Origin of the sequence: Synechococcus sp. BS56D (assembly GCF_004332405.1) — a bacterium.
GTDB lineage: Bacteria > Cyanobacteriota > Cyanobacteriia > PCC-6307 > Cyanobiaceae > Synechococcus_C.
This window is the reverse complement of sequence record NZ_PHQU01000005.1, coordinates 25,070-43,849: the sequence shown is the minus strand read 5'-3', so window position 1 is coordinate 43,849 and position 18,780 is coordinate 25,070. Positions and strand designations below refer to the sequence as shown.

Below are 18,780 nucleotides of genomic sequence, written 5' to 3'. Positions count from 1 at the left end.
CCTCATTCCGCCCTGAACTCCCTACATTGCCTTGATTGGGTTTCAGCAACTTTCCCCATGTCTCGCGTTTACGCCGATAACAGCCAGGCCATCGGCAACACTCCCCTGGTGCGCCTGAACCACGTCACCAAGGGCTGCAAGGCCACCGTGCTCGCCAAGGTTGAAGGCCGCAACCCCGCCTACAGCGTGAAGTGCCGCATCGGCGCGAACATGATCTGGGACGCCGAAAAGCGTGGCGTGCTCAGCGAAGGCAAGACCATCGTCGAGCCCACCTCTGGCAACACCGGCATCGCTCTGGCCTTCACGGCGGCAGCCCGCGGCTACAAGCTCATCCTCACGATGCCTGAGTCGATGTCCATCGAACGGCGTCGGGTCATGGCCGTTCTGGGTGCAGACATCATCCTCACCGAGGCCGCCAAGGGCATGGGTGGTGCCATTGCCAAGGCCAAGGAGATTGCCGAGAGCGACCCTGGCAAATATTTCATGCCTGGTCAGTTCGAGAACCCCGCCAACCCCGAGATTCACGAGAAAACCACTGGTCCAGAAATCTGGAACGACTGCGACGGCGCCATCGACGTCCTCGTGGCCGGCGTCGGCACCGGTGGCACGATCACCGGTGTATCGCGCTACATCAAGAATCAGGCTGGCAAGGCAATTGAATCGGTGGCCGTAGAGCCCAGCCACAGCCCTGTGATCACCCAGACCCTGAACGGCGATGAGGTGAAGCCCGGCCCCCACAAGATTCAGGGCATCGGTGCCGGCTTCATCCCCAAAAACCTCGACCTCTCGGTCGTCGACAAGGTGGAGCAGGTCACCAACGAAGAGTCCGTTGAGATGGCCCTGCGCCTCGCCAAGGAAGAAGGTCTGCTGGTGGGCATCTCCTGTGGTGCCGCAGCTGCTGCCGCGATCCGCCTGGCCCAGCAAGATGCCTACGCCGGCAAAACCATCGTCGTGGTACTGCCCGACCTGGCCGAGCGCTATCTCTCCTCGGTGCTCTTCGCTGATGTGCCCAGCGGCATCATCGAACAGCCCGCAGTGACCGCTTGATCAGCGCCTGAACGCCACTCAGTCTCCGGGGGCTGCTGCCTTCAGCACCGCCTCCGGAGCGATCCACATGGCATCGCCGTAGGAATAAAAGCGATAACGCTCCCCAATCGCGACTTCGTAGAGCTTGAGGAGACGCTCGCGACTGATTAGTGCGCTCACCAGCAAAAGCAGTGAGCTTTTCGGCAAATGGAAGTTGGTGAGCAGCCCCTGCACCACGGCAAAACGAAAGCCCGGCTGAATCACAAGATCCACAGGACCTTTTAAGGGCTGCAGCTGTCCCCCTGCCGCAGCCGCCGCCCCTTCCAGAGCTCGGACGCTGGTGGTCCCCACAGCAATCACCCGTCCACCCCGTGCTCGGCAAGCCTTCACCGCCTCCACCAAGTCGGCCGACACCTCGACCCATTCGCTGTGCAGCGTGAGCTCGCTCAGGTCTTCGGTCTCCACAGGCCGAAAGGTGCCCAGGCCCACGTGGAGCGTCACCGAGGCCAGCGCAATGCCCCGCTCCCGGATCGCTGCCAGCAACGGATCACTGAGATGCAGCCCCGCCGTGGGAGCCGCCACAGCCCCGGGTCGTGCGGCATAACGAGTCTGGTAACGGGCTTGATCCGCCTCGTCGTGCCGGGTGATGTATGGGGGCAGGGGCACCTCTCCATACCGCTCCAACAGGGCTTCGATCGCGATCGCGTCCTCGCAGCCGGCAGGGAATTGCACGATGCGACCGCCACTGGCCTCATCGCTGGCCAGCACCTGCAACGGCAAAGGCTCCTGCTCAAGACCCTCGAGCCACACCTGATCGCCAGGACGCAACTTCTTCGCAGGACGGGCCAGACACAGCCAGCGCCCCTCACCCCGCGGCTCTAGCACCAGCAGCTCCGCCATCCCTCCCCCGGAGCGACGCACCCGCAAGCGGGCCTTCAACACCCGCGTGTCATTCACCACCAGCAGATCACCGGGCTGGAGTTCGTGCTGCCAGTCCCACACCGTCTGATGACGCACCTGTTCGAGCGGAGCATCGATGGATGGCACCATCAGCAACCGCGCTGCATGCCGCGGCTCCACTGGCGACTGAGCAATCCGCTCTTCAGGCAACTGATAGTCGTAGGAACTGAGTTGGAGATCGCGGGGGTCAGACACAGGCACCGGCGCGGCAATGGCCAATCTGCCTAAGCGCGGGCAGGGTCCTGCATCGGCTCCTTCACGTAGTACCTCACGATCGAAAACACCCGACTGCCGTCGGCCGACAGGGCCCGGAACAGGTTCAGGCCTCGCTGATTCAGCAGTGTCATGTCGAGACGGTCGCGAGGAATCGCCACCGGCATCACAACGGTGGTGGTGCGGTCAGGGTGCTGCTGCTCCTCCTGTTCCACGTAGTCGCAGAAGGGATCGATCAGTGAACTAAAGGGGCTGTCGAGCAGCTTGAACTCAAGGGAGCCCGTCTGGGTGCCGGCCCAGCGATCCCACTCGGTACTGAGCCGACCGGGGTCCTCCTCTTCCGCGAGCACCATCACCGCTGTCACCGAGTCGGCAAAGGAGCAGGCATAACGCACGGCCTCAAAGCTCGGCATGGTGAGGCCTGCAATCCAAACAATGCAGTGATGCCCCGTGGGGGTGCTGCGCTCCGGGCAGCAGAGGGGTTCCATGCCGGCTCTTGGTGCGATGGCCGCATACACCTCCCGATAACGGCGACGGATCATCGCCAGCCCTGCCACGAGCAGGGGAATCGCAATGACAACCGTCCAGGCCCCCTCATCAAACTTGCTCACCACGATCACCAGCAGCACCAGGAAGGTGGCGAGGGCTCCCAAGGCATTCATCAGCATGCGGCCCTGCCAACCATCCCCCCTAAGCCGCCACCAGCGCCGCACCAATCCCAGCTGCGAGAGAGTAAAAGCCGTGAACACCCCGAGGGCATAGAGATTCACCGCCACGGTGGTGTCTCCCCTGCAGATCAGGATGATGAAGGCGGTGAAGGCCAACAGCACACCGATGCCGTTCTGATACACCAGCCGGTCTCCCAGCCAGCTCATCTGCCTCGGAAGGCAACGATCATCGGCAAGCATCGCCGCCAGCCGCGGGAAGCCGGCGAAGGCCGTATTGGCTGCCAGCACGAGAATGAGCAGGGTGGCGATCTGCAAGGCCCACAGCAAGGCACTGTTCTCGCCGAACACGCGGATGCCGATCTGGGCCAGCACGGTGACCTTGGGATCGGGGGCGATGCCATACATGAATCCCATGCCACTCACCGCGAGGAACATCAGGGAGAGCAACACCCCCATCACGAGGAGCGTCTTGCGAGCATTCGCCGGAGCAGGCTCCTTGAACACCTTCACGCCATTCGCAATGGCTTCGATCCCGGTCATGGCGGAACAACCAGAGCTGAAGGCCCGCAGGATCAGAAACAAACCGATGGGTTCAAGCGCCTGCACCGACGGGGGCGCATCCGGGGACCAGCCGTGGTGGAACGTGAGGTCCTTCAGACCCGCGATCGTCAGCAACACCACCATCAACACAAAGGCATAGGTAGGAATCGCAAACACCCGACCGGCCTCCTTCACCCCCCGCAAATTGGCCCAGCCCACCAGCACCAACAGCAGCAGTGACAGCGAGACCTCATGGGGAAGCAGAGATGGCGCCAGAGACGACAGCGCCTGGGTTCCCGCCATCAGACTCACTGCCGCCGTGAGCGTGTAATCGATCAGCAGGGCAGCTGCGGCAACGAGGCCCACATTGCGACCGAGATTGTCGCGAGCCACCACGTAAGAACCGCCACCATCGGGATAAGCGGCGATCGCCTGGCGATAAGAGAGCACCACAATCGCGATCAGGGCGATGATTGCCAGGGTGATCGGAACGGACAGCCCGAGGGCAGCACTACCGCCGAGGATCAAGACGCCCAGCGCTGCCTCCGTGGCGTAGGCCACCGACGAGAGCGCATCGGAGGAGAGGATGGGCAGGGCCTCAAAGTTGGGCAGCCGCTCGCCGACGGCGGCTGCACGGGGTAAAGGTCGACCGAAGAAACGGGACAGAAAACCTGTGGACACGACTTAGACCATTCGGTCCAAGCCTGCCAACGTTGTCCTGATCTGGCAGCTCCTGCCCTGATCGCTCAGATCGCGAGGCTTTCCGGCCTGGTCTCGATCAGTTCCGCGAGATCCTTCAGGAAGGCAGCGCCATCAGCGCCGTAGATCACGCGGTGGTCGGCCGTGAGGTTCACCTGCATCTGACGCTTAACGGAGATAGAACCGTCTTTGCCCGCCACCACAGTGGGGCGAGAAGCGGCAACCGCCAGGATCGCGCCGGTGCCTGGGGGAAGAATCGCATCGAAGCGATCGACGCCAAACATGCCCAGATTGGAGAGGGTGAAGGTGCCGGTGCTGTATTCCTCTGGCTGCAGCTGCTTGCTGCGGGAGCGCTTCACCAGGTCAGCCCACTGACGCGACATCTCATAGAGATCGGTGCGGTCGGCTTGGCGCAGCACGGGAGTGATCAATCCACCGTCTTCCATGGCCACCGCCACGGCCACATTCACATCAGCGGGATAGGCCATCCCTGCGGCGGTGGTAGCGGCATTCACCTGGGGGTGACGGGCCAGGGTCACCGCCACAGCCTTGGCCAGCAGGGCCGTCATCGTGACGCCCTTGGGCTTCACCTGCTTGTAGAAAGCGTCGAGCTTGTCGGTGGTGATGGTGTAACCCACACGGAAGCAGGGAACCGCCAGGCTGGCTTCCATGTTGCGATTCACCGCCGCCTGAAGCGTGTTGAAGGCAACGGTGTCGCCGGGGGCACCAAAGCTGTTGCCAGCCGGAGCGCTGGGGGCAGCAGCACCGGCACCGGCCACCACAGCGGCTGCCGTGCCTTCACCCACACGGGGAACACTCACGGGGCGACCAGCAGCCCGCTCCACATCTTCCGCCTGGATCCGGCCATTGGGTCCACTGCCGCGGAGACCAGCGAGATTCACGCCCATCTGGGCCGCCAACTTCTTGGCACGAGGACTGGCCACGAGACGACCGTTGCTGGCCACGGGCGCAGGGGCAGCAGCGACCGGTGTCGCGGGTGCCGCAGGAGCGGGGACAGCAGCAGCTGTGGGTGCTGCGGCAACAGGAGCCGGTGAAGAGGCCGCAGCAGCAGGCTGAGCTGGAGCAGCTGCTCCGCCACCGCCTGATCCTGCCTTGGCCTGAGCCTCGGCAATCTCGGCCTCGGTCTCCACGATCAAGCCGATGGTTTCACCAACAGGAGCGGTGCTCCCAGCTGGCATCAGCACCGCCGCCAGGTAACCCTCATTGAAGGATTCAACATCCATGTCGGCCTTGTCGGACTCAACCACGAGCACCGACTCTCCCCGTGCCACCTTGTCGCCGGGCTGTTTGAGCCACTCCACGATCTTGCCCTCCGTCATGGTGGAGCTGAGGGCAGGCATGAAGATGTCGTGGGTTGCCAAAACCGTCTCCAGGTGGGCTGAGTAGGGGGATTTTACGGGCCGACCAGACCGCTGAGCCCAAGAAGGGATCAGTCCTGTTCGATCGACTCGACCACCCCGTCCCGCACGACGACAGCCACCTGCATCTTGCTCACGAGGTTGTCGCCCACCTTGAGCTCGCAGAAGCTTTCGATCTGGCCCTGCTCAACGATTTGCTCCATCTCGAGCTCGCGCACCTGAGCCTGCTGCTGCAGCAGGTTGCGCTTCTGCTCCTCCAGTTCGGCCCGTTTGGCAGCCACCTGTTGCTGCACCTGCGCCACCTGATCCTGCACCCGGGGATCGAGGGGGTTGGCGCTCTGGCGACGGATCTCGTCCACCACCTGCTGCCCTTCCTGCTCCAACTGGGCCAGCTGCTGATCGGTGGTGGCAATCGCATTGCTCAACTCGCGCTCAGCCTCCTCCTTCCAGGCGGGAGTCACGACGGCACGAACGGTGATGGAACGCTTGATCGAGAGGCTGGTGCCGTCTGACATGGGAGCCATGAGGGAGCGCCAAGCGTCTCAGCCCAACGCCGGAAGGTCAAGACGGATGACCGCCCCTCAACGGCCGTAGATGGCCTCGATCGCCGCGCGATCCCTCTGACTGATGCGATCGCGGCGCTGCTTCAAGGTTTGGGTGAGTAAGCCATTCTCAATCGAGAACGGTTCCACCAGGGCTACCCCCGCCAACCGCTCATCGGCACGGGATCCGACCCGCTGCGCCAGCAATCGATTGAGTTCACCGCGCAGCAGGCGGCGCAGGCTTTCATCACAGGGCCGCCCTCCCAGCTCCTCGCCAAGGGCCAGCCCCTGATCGGAGGCCCAAGCCTGCATGGCCTCAACCTTGGGCACCACCAGGGCACCGAGCTGACGCTCGTCCTGACCCACCAGCATCACCTGCTCGATCAAGGGGCTGGCCACCAGCGCCTCCTCCAGGGGGCCTGGCTCGATGTTTTCTCCGCTGCTCAGCACGATCGTGTCCTTAGCCCGGCCTGTCAGCACCACCGAGCCGTCCGGCAACAACATGCCGAGATCACCAGTGTCAAACCAACCATCGGCATCCAGCACTTTGGCGGTGGCCTCTGGTTTGCCGAGATAGCCCTTCATCACCTGCGGGCCTCGCACCAGCACCAGACCGCGCTGGCGATATCCGAGGGGCTGACGGGTCTCGGGATCCACAATCCGGAATTGCGTCTCCGGCATCGGTAAGCCGGAACTACCGCGGATGTTGCGCCAGGGGCGACGACAGCTCACCACGGGGCTGGTTTCCGTGAGTCCATAACCCACCAGCAGTTCAATCCCTACAGCCTCAAAAAAGGCATCCACATGGGGAGCGATCGCTCCACCGCCGTTGATCGGGTAGCGCAGTTGACCGCCACTTAACTGAAGGCGCAGCTTTGGCCAGATCAACTGGGATGCCAAGGCATGGGCCGGCCAGCGGCGTGCCGCCTCGGCAGTGGCGCGCAGTCGATCGCGTTTGCGCTGCGGCTCCAACATCAGATTAAGGCTGCGGCGCCGGGCCAGTCCATAGGCGCTGCTATTCGCCAGGGCTGCCCGCAGCAGGCGCTGACGGGAAGCGGGGAAGGTTTTCAACACATCTTCAAAGCCCGCCTGCACGGCCTCCCACAGCCTCGGCACCGTGACCATCACCACCGGCTTCACCCGGGGCAGATCCTTCTTCAGCTGCTTGATCGTGGTGTAAGTCTGCGAGCAGGCACAGGAAAAAAAGAAATATTCCGCACTGCGCTCGTAGGCATGCCAGATGGGCAGCACACTCAGCACCGGGTCACCGGCTTCTGGCCTCGCAACGCAGGCAAGGCTGCGCATCTGATGCAGCAGGTTGCCGTGACTGAGGGGCACCCCCTTGGGCTGGCCGGTGGTCCCGCTGGTGTACAGGATCGTTGCGATCGTTGCGTCCGCGGTGGAACGGTCTCGGTCTGCCTCCGGATCAGGAGCGGTATGCCCTTCGCCCAGGGCAAGGAAGTGATCAAAGGCGAGCACCCCTTCCGCCGCCTCTCCCTCAAGTTGGAGCACAAAGCGAAGTCGCGCTCGCAACTGGGGCGGGAGGTCAAGGCGCCGCCAGAGGTCGGCGTTCTGAACCACCAAGGCCACCGCCCCGGAATCCTCAAGGATGTAACGGAGTTCCTCCACTGGTGCGGCAGCGCCGCGCACCGCATCAGTGGCCCCGGCCCGCATCAGCCCCTGATCCGCCACCAGCCAGCGGGGGCTGTTCTCCGCAAAGAGCCCCACCACGTTGCCGGCGCTGATGCCAAGCGCAGCGAACGCGCTCGCCGCCCGCGCGATTCGTTCGTCCAACTCGCCGTAACTGAAGCGCTCCGGATGAACAGCATGGGGAGCGTCAACCGCCAGCACCCGGCCGTGATGGTGAGCAAGCCAAGGCCAGATCTGATCCACCCGTCCGAGGGCCTGCACATGCTCCTGACGGGCCAGGGCTTGCTGCTCCCGCGCTGAAGGGCTCCAACTGGCTTGAGCGAATGACGACACGGCAGGGATCTGGGGTTGCCCAGGGCTATCACCCTGGGGCGCCATCGGCAATGGCAGCTTGAAATTCAAGGACTCAGCCATTCGAGGCCAAACCGCGCCGCCAGGGCCTGGCCCAAGAGGGGCTGCACCTCCTCCACTGTCAAGCCTGGAAGCCAGTCGCTCAGTCGCCCCACCGGACGACCGCTCAACCCGCAGGGCACGACGGCCTCAAAACCTTCGAGATCACAATTCACGTTGAGTGCGAGCCCGTGCTGGGTGATCCAGCGGCGGCAACCAACCCCAATCGCCGCCACCTTGGCGCCGTCCAACCAGACCCCGGTGAGGCCTTCGATCCGCTCACCTTGCAGCTCCAGAAGCTCCAGCACGTCGATCACCACCGCTTCCAACTCACGCAGGTACCAGTGCAGATCAGGCTGATGCCGGCGCAGATCCAGCACTGGATAGGCCACAAGCTGACCGGGCGCATGGTGCGTCACCTCCCCTCCCCGATCGATCCGATGCAGGGGCGCCGGAGGGTGCGAGGGATCAAAGCGCAGATGCTGCTCACTGGCACCACGGCCAAGGGTGTAGCAGAGGGGATGCTGCAGCAACCAAACAGCCTCGGGATGGGCCGCTCCCCGCTCCGCCAACAGCCGCTCCTGCCAGGAGCGCTGCCAGCTCCAGGCCTCTGAAAATGACACAGGCGAAGCGGGCTCAAAAAGAAATGCCGCAGCCTGCATTGCCCCCTGGTTTGGCGTCTCTAGGTTGCGGATATCGTCTGGCACCGGAGGGATGCCGTGAAGCTGCTGATCCATGGTCGCAATCTCGAACTGACCCCTGCTCTGCGCGACTACACCCAGTCAAAGCTGGAGCGGGCGGTGCAGCACTACAACGACATGGTCAAGGAAGCGGATGTGCATCTTTCCGTAGCCCGCAACCCGAGAGTTCCCCAGCAAACAGCGGAGGTGACCGTCTTCGCCAACGGCACCGTGATTCGCGCCCAGGAACGCAGCGAAAACCTCTACGCCAGCATTGATCTGGTTGCCAACAAACTCTGCCGACAACTGCGTCGGTTTAAGGAGCGCCACAGCGACCATCACCACAGCCATGGCCATCGCGCCAGCGAGACGCCCCCCACCGATGCGGTGACCAGTGAGGCACCCATCGATGGCTCGCTGCTCGACGGCAAGGAGGCCCAACTCCCTGAGCCCGGGGTGCGTCGCAAATACTTCGCCATGCCACCGATGCGCATGGAGGAAGCCCGCCATCAGCTCGATCTGATCGATCACGACTTCTACCTCTTTCGTGATGCGGAGAGCGGTGAGCTGCAGGTGATCTATCGCCGCAACCACGGTGGCTACGGCGTGATTCAGGCTCGGGACTGATTACGGGCTTCCAGCCCGGCTCCCGCGCCAGGATTCCATGCCACCAGTGCCGCTTCCGACCCGCCGGCAGGATCTGCCTGAACTGGCCCCCCTGATCCACCAGGCCCTGCTGGATCCCCACCTGACGCCCGAACAGCTGCAGGAGGGTTGTGACGCGGCGCGGCAACTTGGGATGGGTGGGCTCTGCACCAGCCTGCGTCATCTGCCGATGCTGCGGGAACGCCTTGGTGCCCCTGGTGCAACCCGACTGATCGCCACCATTGCCTTCCCCTTCGGTGGCCTCCCTAGCGAGCTGAAGCAGGCGGAAGCGGAATGGGCAGCAGAGCAAGGGGCAGACGCCCTGGATGTGGCCCCTGATCTGGCCGCATTAGCGACCGGGGATGGCAATCAGTTCGCAGAGGAGCTCGCCGCCCTGGGCGCGATCGGCCTTCCGATCACGGTGGTGCTCGACCTGAACCGCCTGGCTGACGATCGGCTGGAACTAGCGGTTGAAGCGGCCCTCGATGCCGGGGTCAGCGCCCTACAGAGTGGCCCTGGCTTCGGGCCAGGGGTCACACCAGCCCAGATCCAGCGCCTGCGAGGACTCTGCCGCGCGCGCTGCGGGATCAAAGCCGTGGGCGGTATTCAGCAGCTGGAGACCTGTGCGGCGCTGATCGAAGCCGGCGCAACAGCACTGGGCACGAGCCATGGCCCTCAGTTGCTTCAGGAGCTGCGCCGCCCCTCCTCAGGCGGCTCCCATGGGGACTGAGCGACGCCTCGAGGGTCTAGCGCTGAAGGTGGGCCCCCTCGGAGAACACGATCGACTGCTCACCCTGCTGAGTCGGGAATCGGGAGTGATCCGACTGGCTGTTCCCGGAGCCCGCAGGCCGCGCAGCAGCTTGGCCGCAGCGGTGCCCCTCACCCAACTGGAGTTGCAGGTGGTCGGCCAGCGAGGTCTCCCACGGATCCGGCAGTTGCGGGTGCAGCACAGCTTCAGCGCCGTCGGACAGCGGCTGGAAACCCTGGCCGGTGCCCAGGCGCTGGCGGAACTTTGCATCGCCCTGGTGGCCGGTGACGATCCGATGCCAGGACTGCTGGACATGGTGTTGCTGCATCTGGAGCGGCTGGAGCAGTGGAGTCGGCTCCAACCACCCCAACCGACCCTCGCCCTGGCCGGCACAGTGCAGGCCTGCGTGCATCTGCTCGCCCTCGGCGGCTATGGGCTGCCGCTCCAAAGCTGCTGCCGCAGTGGCTCCGCCCTGATACCACCCATTGGCCAGTGGGACTGGCGCTGCAGCCTGCTGGCGGAGGAAGGCTTTGCCATCGACCGCCAACCGGGGGCCGCGATTCAGCTCAACCCATCGGAACTGGCCCTCCTGCAGCGACTCCCCAGGGCCGAGCTCCCCCACCGACGCGATGGTGAGCTGATGGGACCAGTCGATGTCTGGCTACGCCTGCTCACGGTTGTGGAGTGCTGGATCAGGGCCCATCTGCCCCGGCCGGTCCGTTCCCTCGCCATGGTGCGGGAGGCTGGGCGATCATGACCCGGTCACGGCAGCCACTTTGAGCGGTCCATCTCTGAACACCCCGGAACCAGCCCTACCGACCGGGGGCAATCCAGAAGGGGGACGTGGTCTCCAGGCCGTTCTCAGGCTTGAGGATTTCCGCAAACTCTGGATCGGCCAAATCTTCTCCCAGCTGGCCGACAAGTTCTACATCGTGCTGATGGTCTTCTTGATCGATCAGCACCTGCTGCTGACGCAGCAGCAAAACGGGGTCCTGGCCGATGTCGCGTCCGACTACGGCTTCGATATCAGCACCCGCACCCAGGTGATCACGCTGCTGGCCACCGGAATCTTTGTCGCCAACACCATTCCCGCCATGGTGCTAGGAAGCGTGGCTGGGGTCTGGGTGGACCGCTGGCCCAAGCGTCGGGTGATGGTGGCCTCCAACGGCCTGCGGGCGCTCCTGGTGTTGCTCACACCGCTCTGTCTGATCCCCGGCCCCCAGATCCTCGGATTGCCCTGGGGTTACTGGGGACTCCTTGTGATGACCTTTCTGGAGTCAATCCTGACCCAGTTCTTCGCACCGGCGGAACAAGCCGCGATCACGCTGCTGGTGCCAGGAGAACACCTGCTCGCTGCCAACTCTCTTTACCAAACAACGAGCATGGGCGCCACGATCGTGGGCTTCGCCCTTGGGGAACCGATCCTTCGCGCCCTCAACCTGGCCTCGGAGCGGCTCGGTATTCCCGGTGGGGAATTCACCCTGCTGCCCTTTTGCTACGGCATGGCGGCCCTGAGCCTGCTGGCGATCCGGCGGGATGAGCCCCCCCGAACCAGCTCTGGACGCTCCGTCTGGCAGGAGATCGTCGAAGGGCTGCAGGTTCTCAGGCACTTTCCGACCGTGCGAAGCGCCATGGTGCATCTGGTGCTGCTCTACAGCCTGCTGGCGGCCCTCTATGTGCTGGCCCTCCAGCTCGCCGCCCTGATCACCAACCTCGGCCCCTCCGGCTTTGGCACTCTGCTGGCCATGAGTGGTCTGGGCATGGCCGTGGGGGCTGTATTAACCGCCCAACTCGGCCATCGCTTCAGCCGCCGCCGCCTGACGGCAGCCGGTCTGGGAACGATCACCTGGTCGCTGCTCCTGCTGAGCCAGTTCAAGGGCTCCCTGAGCGGGACCCTGGGCCTTTGCGGAATCCTCGGCGTAGGTGCTGCCCTCGTGGCGATTCCAGCCCAGACCACGATTCAGGAGGACACCCCTGAACACCAGCGGGGGCGCGTGTTCGGACTGCAGAACAATCTGATCAATATCGCCCTCAGTCTTCCGCTCGTGCTGGCGGGGACCCTGGTGAGCCGTGTGGGCCTCTCCCCGGTGCTGGGACTGCTAGCGATCCTCGCTCTGATTGCTGCACTAGTGGAGCGCCCCTGGAAGCGCTGCTAACTTTCTTGTTCAGCAGAGGGGAAGCAGCAGGTGGCGCATATCGCCTGGCTGGGCAAGAAATCACCGTTCTGCGGCAACGTCACTTACGGGCTGAGCACCACGGAAGCCCTGAAGGCCCGTGGCCATCAGACCAGCTTCATCCATTTCGACAACCCGGAGGCCCCGGCCAACCGAACCACCTCGCTTCTGGCGAACGATCCGGACGTCAGCCTGCCGTACCTCATCAAATCGCAGGTTTACACAATCCCTTCACCAGGGGCTCAAAGGGAATTACGCGAATCCCTAGAACGGCTTCAGCCCGATCTGGTCCACGCCAGTCTCACCCTCTCCCCCCTGGATTTCCGCCTCCCAGACCTCTGCCAGCAACTGGGAGTGCCTCTGGTCGCCACCTTTCACCCACCCTTCGATGCCGGCCTGCGCAACCTCACCGCTGGCACGCAACAACTGACCTACCAGCTGTATGCACCGGCCCTGGCCCGCTACGACAGGGTGATCGTGTTCTCCGATCTGCAGGCTGAAGTGCTGGCCCGACTCGGAGTTCGTGAAGAGCGGCTGGCCGTGATTCCCAATGGCGTCGACCCCCACTGCTGGGCCCCAGGGGATCCCAGCACGGTCAGCCCAGGGCAGCAGGCGGTGCGCGAACGACTGGGCGACGACCGGATTTTCCTCTACATGGGGCGGATCGCCACCGAAAAGAATGTCGAGGCCCTGCTCAAGGCCTGGCGGCTGGTCAATCCCCGTGGCTGCCGGTTGGTGGTCGTGGGAGACGGCCCCCTCCGAACCACCCTGCAAAACGCCCATGGCAATGGCAGCGTGACCTGGTGGGGTTACGAGTCAGACCTCAGCACCCGGGTTGCCCTGATGCAGGCAGCCGAAGTGTTCGTTCTCCCGAGCCTGGTGGAAGGCCTCTCGCTCGCCCTGCTGGAAGCGATGGCTTGCGGTTGTGCCTGCGTGGCCACAGACGCTGGTGCCGATGGGGAAGTGCTCAACGAAGGAGCAGGCATCGTGCTGAGCACCCAGGGGGTCACCACCCAGCTGCGCACCCTCCTACCAGTGCTACGCGACCAGGAGGTGCTCAGCGCCGAACTGGGCCGACGGGCCCGCGAGCGGGTTCTGGAGCGCTACACCCTCAGCCGCAATATCGAAGCGATCGAAGCCCTGTACGCCGAGCTACTCAGAACCCGCACCAGCCACGCTGCTTGATGACCGGCTGAACCATCAGCGCAGGTTTCGGCCGTGTTCAGACGCAGCCACAACCGCCTCGATCAGTGCGGAGCGAAGGCCTGCCTGCTCCAACTTACGGAGAGCGGCCATGGTGGTGCCACCAGGTGACGCCACCATGTCTTTGAGCTGGCCGGGATGCAGCTCCTGCTCCTTCAGCAAAGCGGCCGTACCGGCCAGCGTGCGATGGGCCAGGTGATGGGAGAGATCGCGGGGCAGGCCTGCGGCGACGGCGCCATCAGCCATCGCCTCCGCCACCATGGCCACATAGGCCGGACCGGACGAGGTGAGAGCCAAGAACGCATCCAAAAGCGACTCGCCCAGCTCAAGAACCTCACTGACCGGAGAAAAGAATGCCTTGACCCGCTGCTGATCCTCTGGAGTGAGCCCCTGCCCCCAGGCCAGACCAGTGAGGCCAGCCCCCACCAGACACGGGGTATTTGGAACCGCACGAACGCAGCGTCGTCCGGGGAAGGCCGCCTCAAGGCGCTCGAGGGGCACACCAGCCAGAACAGAAATCAGAATCGGGGACATCCCTTCCGGCACAGGCGGTGCAGAAGCCGCAACCCCATCAAGCTGATGGGGCTTGATCGCCAGCAGCTGGACATTGCACGTCCAAACCGAACGAGCCTCCGGATCCGCTGCAGCCAAAAGATGCACCCCCTTGGGCAAGGACGTCGCTAAGCGCTGGCAGGTTGACGCTTGTCCAACAACCGCGATCACATCGCCGGCCGCGACAACACCCTGCTCAAGCAGAGGCATCAGCAGAGCCTGGGCCATCCGACCCAGGCCGATCACCCCCAGAGAGTCAGGCACAGTGCTGAAGCAGGGCTCAAAGCGCAGCGGCAGTCGCACCGCCCCAGGCTGGGGCAGGAGCCACGCTGGCCTCAGCGGATGACTGCTCCACATCTCGGCTCACCACCGTGGGGGAGGAGGCCTCTTCGTGGCCGGCGTTGGTCACGCTCACGCAGCTTGGAGCGAACAGGAAGATGCTTTCACCGACCCGCTCCTGGTGGCCGTCGATGGCAAAGGTGCCCCCCGCCACAAAATCCACCGCACGCTGAGCCTGATCGGGTTCCATCATCGTGAGGTTGAGAATCACGGTTTTGCGCTCGCGCAGCGCCTGAATCGCCTTCGGCATCTCATCAAAGCTGCGGGGCTCCATGAGCATGACCTCAGCCGCCGCAGTGCTGATACCGGGCATCCCGATCACATTCGAGCTGCCGCCGAAAGGGGAGTCGCTACCGAAGGGATTGTCAGAACTGAGCGGTGCGAGAGCGCCACCGCTGGCATGGGTGGCACCGGAATCAGCCTCATGCTCTTCGCCGGTGTCGTAGTCGAGATCGTCATAGTCGCCATCGAGATAGTCATCACCGGCAACAACGGCGCGAAGGCGGGAAATCAGCGACACCTGGAGTCTGCGAAACCTTGACCCTGAATAGCGCTCCGTCGGAGCCGGAGCAAGCGTTAACCAGCAGATTGCTGCAAGGGCCGCGCACCGAACAGAGCTGAACCGAGCCGAACCCAGGTCGCTCCGGCCGTTACTGCGTCCTGCCAGTCACCGCTCATCCCCATGGAGCACTCATCAAGCCCCAGGTCATCCGCCAACCGCCGGCACTCCTGAAAGAGCGCCAATCGCTCCTGCGACTCCAGCCCCAGCGGGGCCATCGTCATCAGGCCGGTGATCCGTAGATGGGGAAGGCCTTGCAGCTCCTCCCAGGCAGCCCGAAGGTCCTCAGGGTCCCAGCCGCCCTTGCTCGGATCTGGGCGCAGCTTGACCTGAAGCATCAACTGGGGATGACGCTGCTCCTCCTCCGCGATCCGCGAGACCCTCCGGCACAGGGCCAAGGAATCAATCGAGTGAATGACGGGGAATGCCCTCACCACCTGACGCACCTTGTTGGCCTGCAGACGACCGATGAAATGCCAACGCAGATCCTGCAGGTCCCCTAAGGCCTCCTGCTTGGGCAGCGCCTCCTGAAGACGGCTTTCTGCAAAGTCCTGCTGCCCGAGTCCTGCAAGGAAACGGATCGGCTCCGCAGGATGGCCTTTACTGACCGCAAGCAGGCGGGCTGAAGGCGGCAAGGCTTCCCCGAGCTCTGCCCAACGCCTCGAAAGATCCGCTTCGATCATGGTCAAAACAGGCGCAGAGACCGCACTCAGATGAACGTCTGGTCGAACAGCTCCCGCCAGAGCTCCTGATCAGCGGCTCCATCGCGTCGGCTGCGTGCCAAGTTGAGCTCAGCGTGATGGCGCGCATCCTGGTAGGGGATCACCTCAAACTGAGCACCACGGGGCTGCAGCGTGACAAGGAAAAACATCCGCTGTGCATACAGCGTGGCGTAGATATCACGGCCCTCTCCCGCCGGCGCGACGCGATACAGCATGCCGAAGGTGGGGTGATTCAGATAGCGCTCGGCGCCCACAGATTCAAATCAGGAATCACAGTGCACCGTACTTCCCACGCAAACCAACCATCAGCAAGAGGACAATCGTTGCCAAAGAATTGAGAACAGCCGAGGCCGGAGTGGTCTTCGAAGCGGCGCGAAAATGCGAAGCCCGGTGCCATTGGCCGCCCCGGGCTAGCAGCGCATCCGCCCCCTGTTCGGCCCTCAGCAAGATGTTGGCGAGCAATCGCTCTCCAACAGAAAGAACAAGGCCGAAGGACGCTTTGAACCCGAGCCTGCGCAGGTTCACCGCACGACTGGCTAAGGCACGCATCAGATTCTGGAGCTCCTCCTGAACCAGCGGAAGGAAGCGCAGTGCGAGCAAGAGCTGAAAACTCAAGCGCTCCACCGGAACACCTAGACAAGCCAGAGGGGCGAGACCCCAGCTCAGCGCCCAGACCAAGTCTTCACTTGGGGTTGTCAGCAGCATCAAATTGACGCTGTGAATCACCGTGATGATGAGCGTGGCGCTGCTGAGGCCCAGCTCGGCGGAACGCCGATCAATCACAAGCGGACCAAGGCTGAGTGGACCAAGCCGGACAGGGCCCAGCCGCCAGATGTCCCAAGAGGGCACCTGCAGTGAGAGGCCGGGAAGTTCCTGGGGTGAGCGAAGGGGCCAAGAGGCAGCGGGATCACCAGTGGGCAGGAACGCAGCCAGCAGCCCCACGCCGCCGCCGAGCAGAGCAAGCAAGAGCAACGAACGCCACCAGAGCCTTGGCGGCAGACCACTCAGCAGCGTGAGCAGAAGCAGCAGACCCAGAAGGGAGAGCCGCCAGATCGGACCGGCCAGCACAGGGGTGAGCAAGAAAAGCAGCACCCAAGCGAACTTGAGGCGTGGATCAATCAGTCGCAGCCAGCTCTCACGGCCATCCACGTACTGCCCGATGGGGATCTGCCTCAGCCAGTCCATCGTTTAGTCCTGACGGTTCTGCTGGCGAGCCAAATCTCGCTCCGCATCCCGCTGCTGTTTACCCCGCCAGAACAGCTTCAAAGGAGTGCCATCGAAACCAAGCCCTTCGCGGATCTGGCGTTCCACATAGCGACGGTAGGTATCGCCAAACAGCTTGGGATCGTTCACGAACAAGGTGAAGCTCGGTGGACGGCTGGCCACCTGAGTGCCGTAATACAGCCGACCTTGACGACCTCCGCGGGTGGTCGGTGGACTGCGCCAGCTGAGGGCCTCCTTGAGCACTTCATTGACAACCGAAGTGCTGACCCGGCGCCGATGTTGCTCCACCGCGAGTGCCGCGAGCGCAAAGATGCTGTCCACCCGCTGGCCGGTCAGAGCGGAGGTGAACAACATGGGCGCCCAATCGAGGAAGTAGAGCTTGGCGCGCAGCTCCTTCTCCATCGCCGGCATGGTGTGGCTGTCCTTCTCGACCGCATCCCATTTGTTCACCACCACCACACAGGCGCGACCCTCCTCTTCGATTCGACCAGCGAGACGCTGATCCTGCTCGGTCACACCATCGAGAGCATCGATCACAAGCACGCAGACATCACTGCGTTCAATCGCCTTGAAACTGCGATTGATCCCAAAAAATTCAGGCCCATAGTTGACACTGCGCCGGCGGCGAATGCCCGCGGTGTCCACCAGCCGCCAGGGCATGCCCTGGCGCTCAAGCTGGGTATCAATTGTGTCGCGCGTGGTACCGCGAATCGGGCTCACGATCGCGCGCTGCTCGCCGCAAATGGAATTAAGCAGACTCGACTTACCCACATTGGGACGACCGACAATCGCCATCTGGATCGGTTCATCGTCCTCGCCCTCCTCCTCCTTGGGAGGAAGAAAGGTGAGCACCTGATCCAGAAGATCCCCGGTTCCTGCACCATGAATCGCGGAAATCGGGTGGGGCTCGCCCAGACCCAAACCCCAGAACTCAGCCGCCATGGCCAGCCCCTGATCGGGAGACTCGCACTTGTTGACCGCTAAGAGCGTGGGGCAGCGCTGGGTGCGCAACCATTCGGCGATCGCCTCATCAGCGGCTGTTACCCCCTGCTGCCCATCCACGATGACGACAGCCACACAAGCTTCGGCCATGGCCAGATTGGCCTGCTCGCGAATCTCCGGCAGAAACTCACTGTCATCGTCGAAAACGAGACCACCGGTATCAACCACCTTGAATTCACGATCCCCCCAATAGCCGTCCTGATAGGTGCGGTCGCGGGTGACTCCGGGCTCGTCATGGACGATCGCCTCGCGCGTGCGGCACAGGCGATTCACCAGCGTCGACTTGCCGACATTGGGACGCCCGATGATCGCGACAACCGGACGCGCCAAGACAGACAAGGGAAGGGACTTCCTTGACAGTACAGAGGCACCCCTCCAGGCACTCAAGGAGGAGGAATAGGAAATCTTTCTAAGAGAGACTAATGAGACCCAGTCGAGACCGCTAGCCCTTGGGCAGTGCAGCAAGCGTCACAAGCCATGCTCGAGCTCATTGCAACCCTCGTCGTCGACCTCTCCGACCAGCGACTCACCGTCTTGGACCGCAACCAGCAGGTTGTGCGCGTGATTCCCGTCAGCACCGGCAAAGCATCCACACCGACCCCGACCGGCGAGGCCTCTGTGCTCACGAAATACCGCTCTGTGACCATGCGAGGGCGGAACTATGTGGCCCCGGGCGTGCCCTACGCCATGTGCATCACCGCCAATGAACTGATCTGCATGCACGGAGCCCCCTGGCAGGAAGACGCCGGCCAGGCCTTTGGCGTACCCCGCAGCAATGGCTGCGTGCGCATGCCCACCCATCAGGCTCGCTGGTTGTTTGAGAACACCCCCAAAGGAACCAAGGTGATCATCCAAGTGTGAGCCC

At 63.5% G+C, this 18,780-nt stretch carries 19 protein-coding genes; 7 read left to right on the top strand and 12 right to left on the bottom strand.

Going from position 1 to position 18,780, the window contains the following annotated elements:
• Positions 1-57 precede the first annotated feature (57 nt).
• Entirely contained in the window at positions 58-1,047 is a 990-nt protein-coding gene (cysK, locus tag CWE17_RS08110; protein WP_131456092.1) for a cysteine synthase A, read from the top strand.
• Between the two features lie 18 nt (positions 1,048-1,065).
• Here cysK and queA read toward each other — a convergent pair whose 3' ends face one another.
• The 6 genes from queA to lipB all read right to left on the bottom strand — a co-directional run bounded on the left by queA (position 1,066) and on the right by lipB (position 8,729).
• Positions 1,066-2,181, bottom strand: coding sequence for a tRNA preQ1(34) S-adenosylmethionine ribosyltransferase-isomerase QueA (gene queA, locus CWE17_RS08105; protein ID WP_131456090.1), 1,116 nt, complete (start codon positions 2,179-2,181; stop codon positions 1,066-1,068).
• 29 nt (positions 2,182-2,210) lie between these two features.
• Positions 2,211-4,088, bottom strand: a complete 1,878-nt coding sequence (locus CWE17_RS08100) for an APC family permease (RefSeq protein WP_240789327.1) — start codon at positions 4,086-4,088, stop codon at positions 2,211-2,213.
• A 65-nt stretch (positions 4,089-4,153) separates the two neighbouring features.
• The gene (locus CWE17_RS08095) at positions 4,154-5,467 is read right to left on the bottom strand and encodes a dihydrolipoamide acetyltransferase family protein (RefSeq protein ID WP_370318295.1); all 1,314 of its coding nucleotides are present in this window, start codon (positions 5,465-5,467) and stop codon (positions 4,154-4,156) included.
• An 89-nt stretch (positions 5,468-5,556) separates the two neighbouring features.
• Positions 5,557-6,000 carry a YlqD family protein gene (locus CWE17_RS08090; RefSeq protein ID WP_131456087.1) on the bottom strand — a complete coding sequence of 148 codons (444 nt, stop codon included), beginning with the start codon at positions 5,998-6,000 and terminating at the stop codon, positions 5,557-5,559.
• Between the two features lie 66 nt (positions 6,001-6,066).
• A complete protein-coding gene (locus CWE17_RS08085; RefSeq protein WP_206338370.1) occupies positions 6,067-8,055 on the bottom strand; it encodes an AMP-binding protein in 1,989 nt (662 codons plus the stop codon).
• Between the two features lie 20 nt (positions 8,056-8,075).
• The gene (gene lipB / locus CWE17_RS08080; RefSeq protein ID WP_240789353.1) at positions 8,076-8,729 is read right to left on the bottom strand and encodes a lipoyl(octanoyl) transferase LipB; all 654 of its coding nucleotides are present in this window, start codon (positions 8,727-8,729) and stop codon (positions 8,076-8,078) included.
• Positions 8,730-8,786: 57 nt separating this feature from the next.
• Between lipB and hpf the strand changes: the two genes are divergently transcribed.
• Genes hpf through CWE17_RS08055 form a run of 5 tightly spaced genes read left to right on the top strand, consistent with a single transcriptional unit; the run spans position 8,787 to position 13,499 of the window.
• Positions 8,787-9,374, top strand: a complete 588-nt coding sequence (gene hpf / locus CWE17_RS08075) for a ribosome hibernation-promoting factor, HPF/YfiA family (protein WP_131456083.1) — start codon at positions 8,787-8,789, stop codon at positions 9,372-9,374.
• A gap of 37 nt (positions 9,375-9,411) precedes the next feature.
• On the top strand, positions 9,412-10,122 hold the full coding sequence (locus CWE17_RS08070; protein ID WP_131456081.1) for a 2-deoxyribose-5-phosphate aldolase: 711 nt from the start codon (positions 9,412-9,414) through the stop codon (positions 10,120-10,122).
• The gene (locus CWE17_RS08065; protein ID WP_131456079.1) at positions 10,112-10,897 is read left to right on the top strand and encodes a DNA repair protein RecO; all 786 of its coding nucleotides are present in this window, start codon (positions 10,112-10,114) and stop codon (positions 10,895-10,897) included. Before CWE17_RS08070 ends, CWE17_RS08065 begins: the two co-directional genes overlap by 11 nt.
• A 19-nt stretch (positions 10,898-10,916) precedes the next feature.
• Positions 10,917-12,296 carry an MFS transporter gene (locus CWE17_RS08060; protein WP_131456077.1) on the top strand — a complete coding sequence of 460 codons (1,380 nt, stop codon included), beginning with the start codon at positions 10,917-10,919 and terminating at the stop codon, positions 12,294-12,296.
• A gap of 30 nt (positions 12,297-12,326) precedes the next feature.
• Positions 12,327-13,499, top strand: a complete 1,173-nt coding sequence (locus tag CWE17_RS08055) for a glycosyltransferase family 4 protein (protein WP_131456075.1) — start codon at positions 12,327-12,329, stop codon at positions 13,497-13,499.
• 15 nt (positions 13,500-13,514) lie between these two features.
• On the opposite strand, the gene proC is transcribed toward CWE17_RS08055, so the two are convergent.
• The 6 genes from proC to der are packed head-to-tail and all read right to left on the bottom strand — an operon-like array spanning position 13,515 to position 18,245.
• Positions 13,515-14,297: a pyrroline-5-carboxylate reductase gene (proC, locus tag CWE17_RS08050; RefSeq protein ID WP_240789352.1), complete on the bottom strand. Its 783-nt coding sequence runs from the start codon at positions 14,295-14,297 to the stop codon at positions 13,515-13,517.
• Between the two features lie 52 nt (positions 14,298-14,349).
• A complete protein-coding gene (locus CWE17_RS08045; protein ID WP_131456071.1) occupies positions 14,350-14,928 on the bottom strand; it encodes a cell division protein SepF in 579 nt (192 codons plus the stop codon).
• 56 nt (positions 14,929-14,984) lie between these two features.
• A complete protein-coding gene (locus CWE17_RS08040; protein WP_131456069.1) occupies positions 14,985-15,650 on the bottom strand; it encodes a YggS family pyridoxal phosphate-dependent enzyme in 666 nt (221 codons plus the stop codon).
• A 26-nt stretch (positions 15,651-15,676) separates the two neighbouring features.
• Entirely contained in the window at positions 15,677-15,943 is a 267-nt protein-coding gene (locus tag CWE17_RS08035; RefSeq protein ID WP_131456067.1) for a PipX family protein, read from the bottom strand.
• 16 nt (positions 15,944-15,959) lie between these two features.
• Positions 15,960-16,874 carry a CbiQ family ECF transporter T component gene (locus tag CWE17_RS08030; RefSeq protein WP_131456065.1) on the bottom strand — a complete coding sequence of 305 codons (915 nt, stop codon included), beginning with the start codon at positions 16,872-16,874 and terminating at the stop codon, positions 15,960-15,962.
• 3 nt (positions 16,875-16,877) lie between these two features.
• Positions 16,878-18,245: a ribosome biogenesis GTPase Der gene (gene der / locus CWE17_RS08025; protein WP_131456063.1), complete on the bottom strand. Its 1,368-nt coding sequence runs from the start codon at positions 18,243-18,245 to the stop codon at positions 16,878-16,880.
• A 147-nt stretch (positions 18,246-18,392) separates the two neighbouring features.
• On the opposite strand from der, the gene CWE17_RS08020 reads away from it, so the two are divergent.
• Entirely contained in the window at positions 18,393-18,776 is a 384-nt protein-coding gene (locus tag CWE17_RS08020; RefSeq protein ID WP_131456061.1) for a L,D-transpeptidase, read from the top strand.
• Positions 18,777-18,780: the final 4 nt, after the last annotated feature.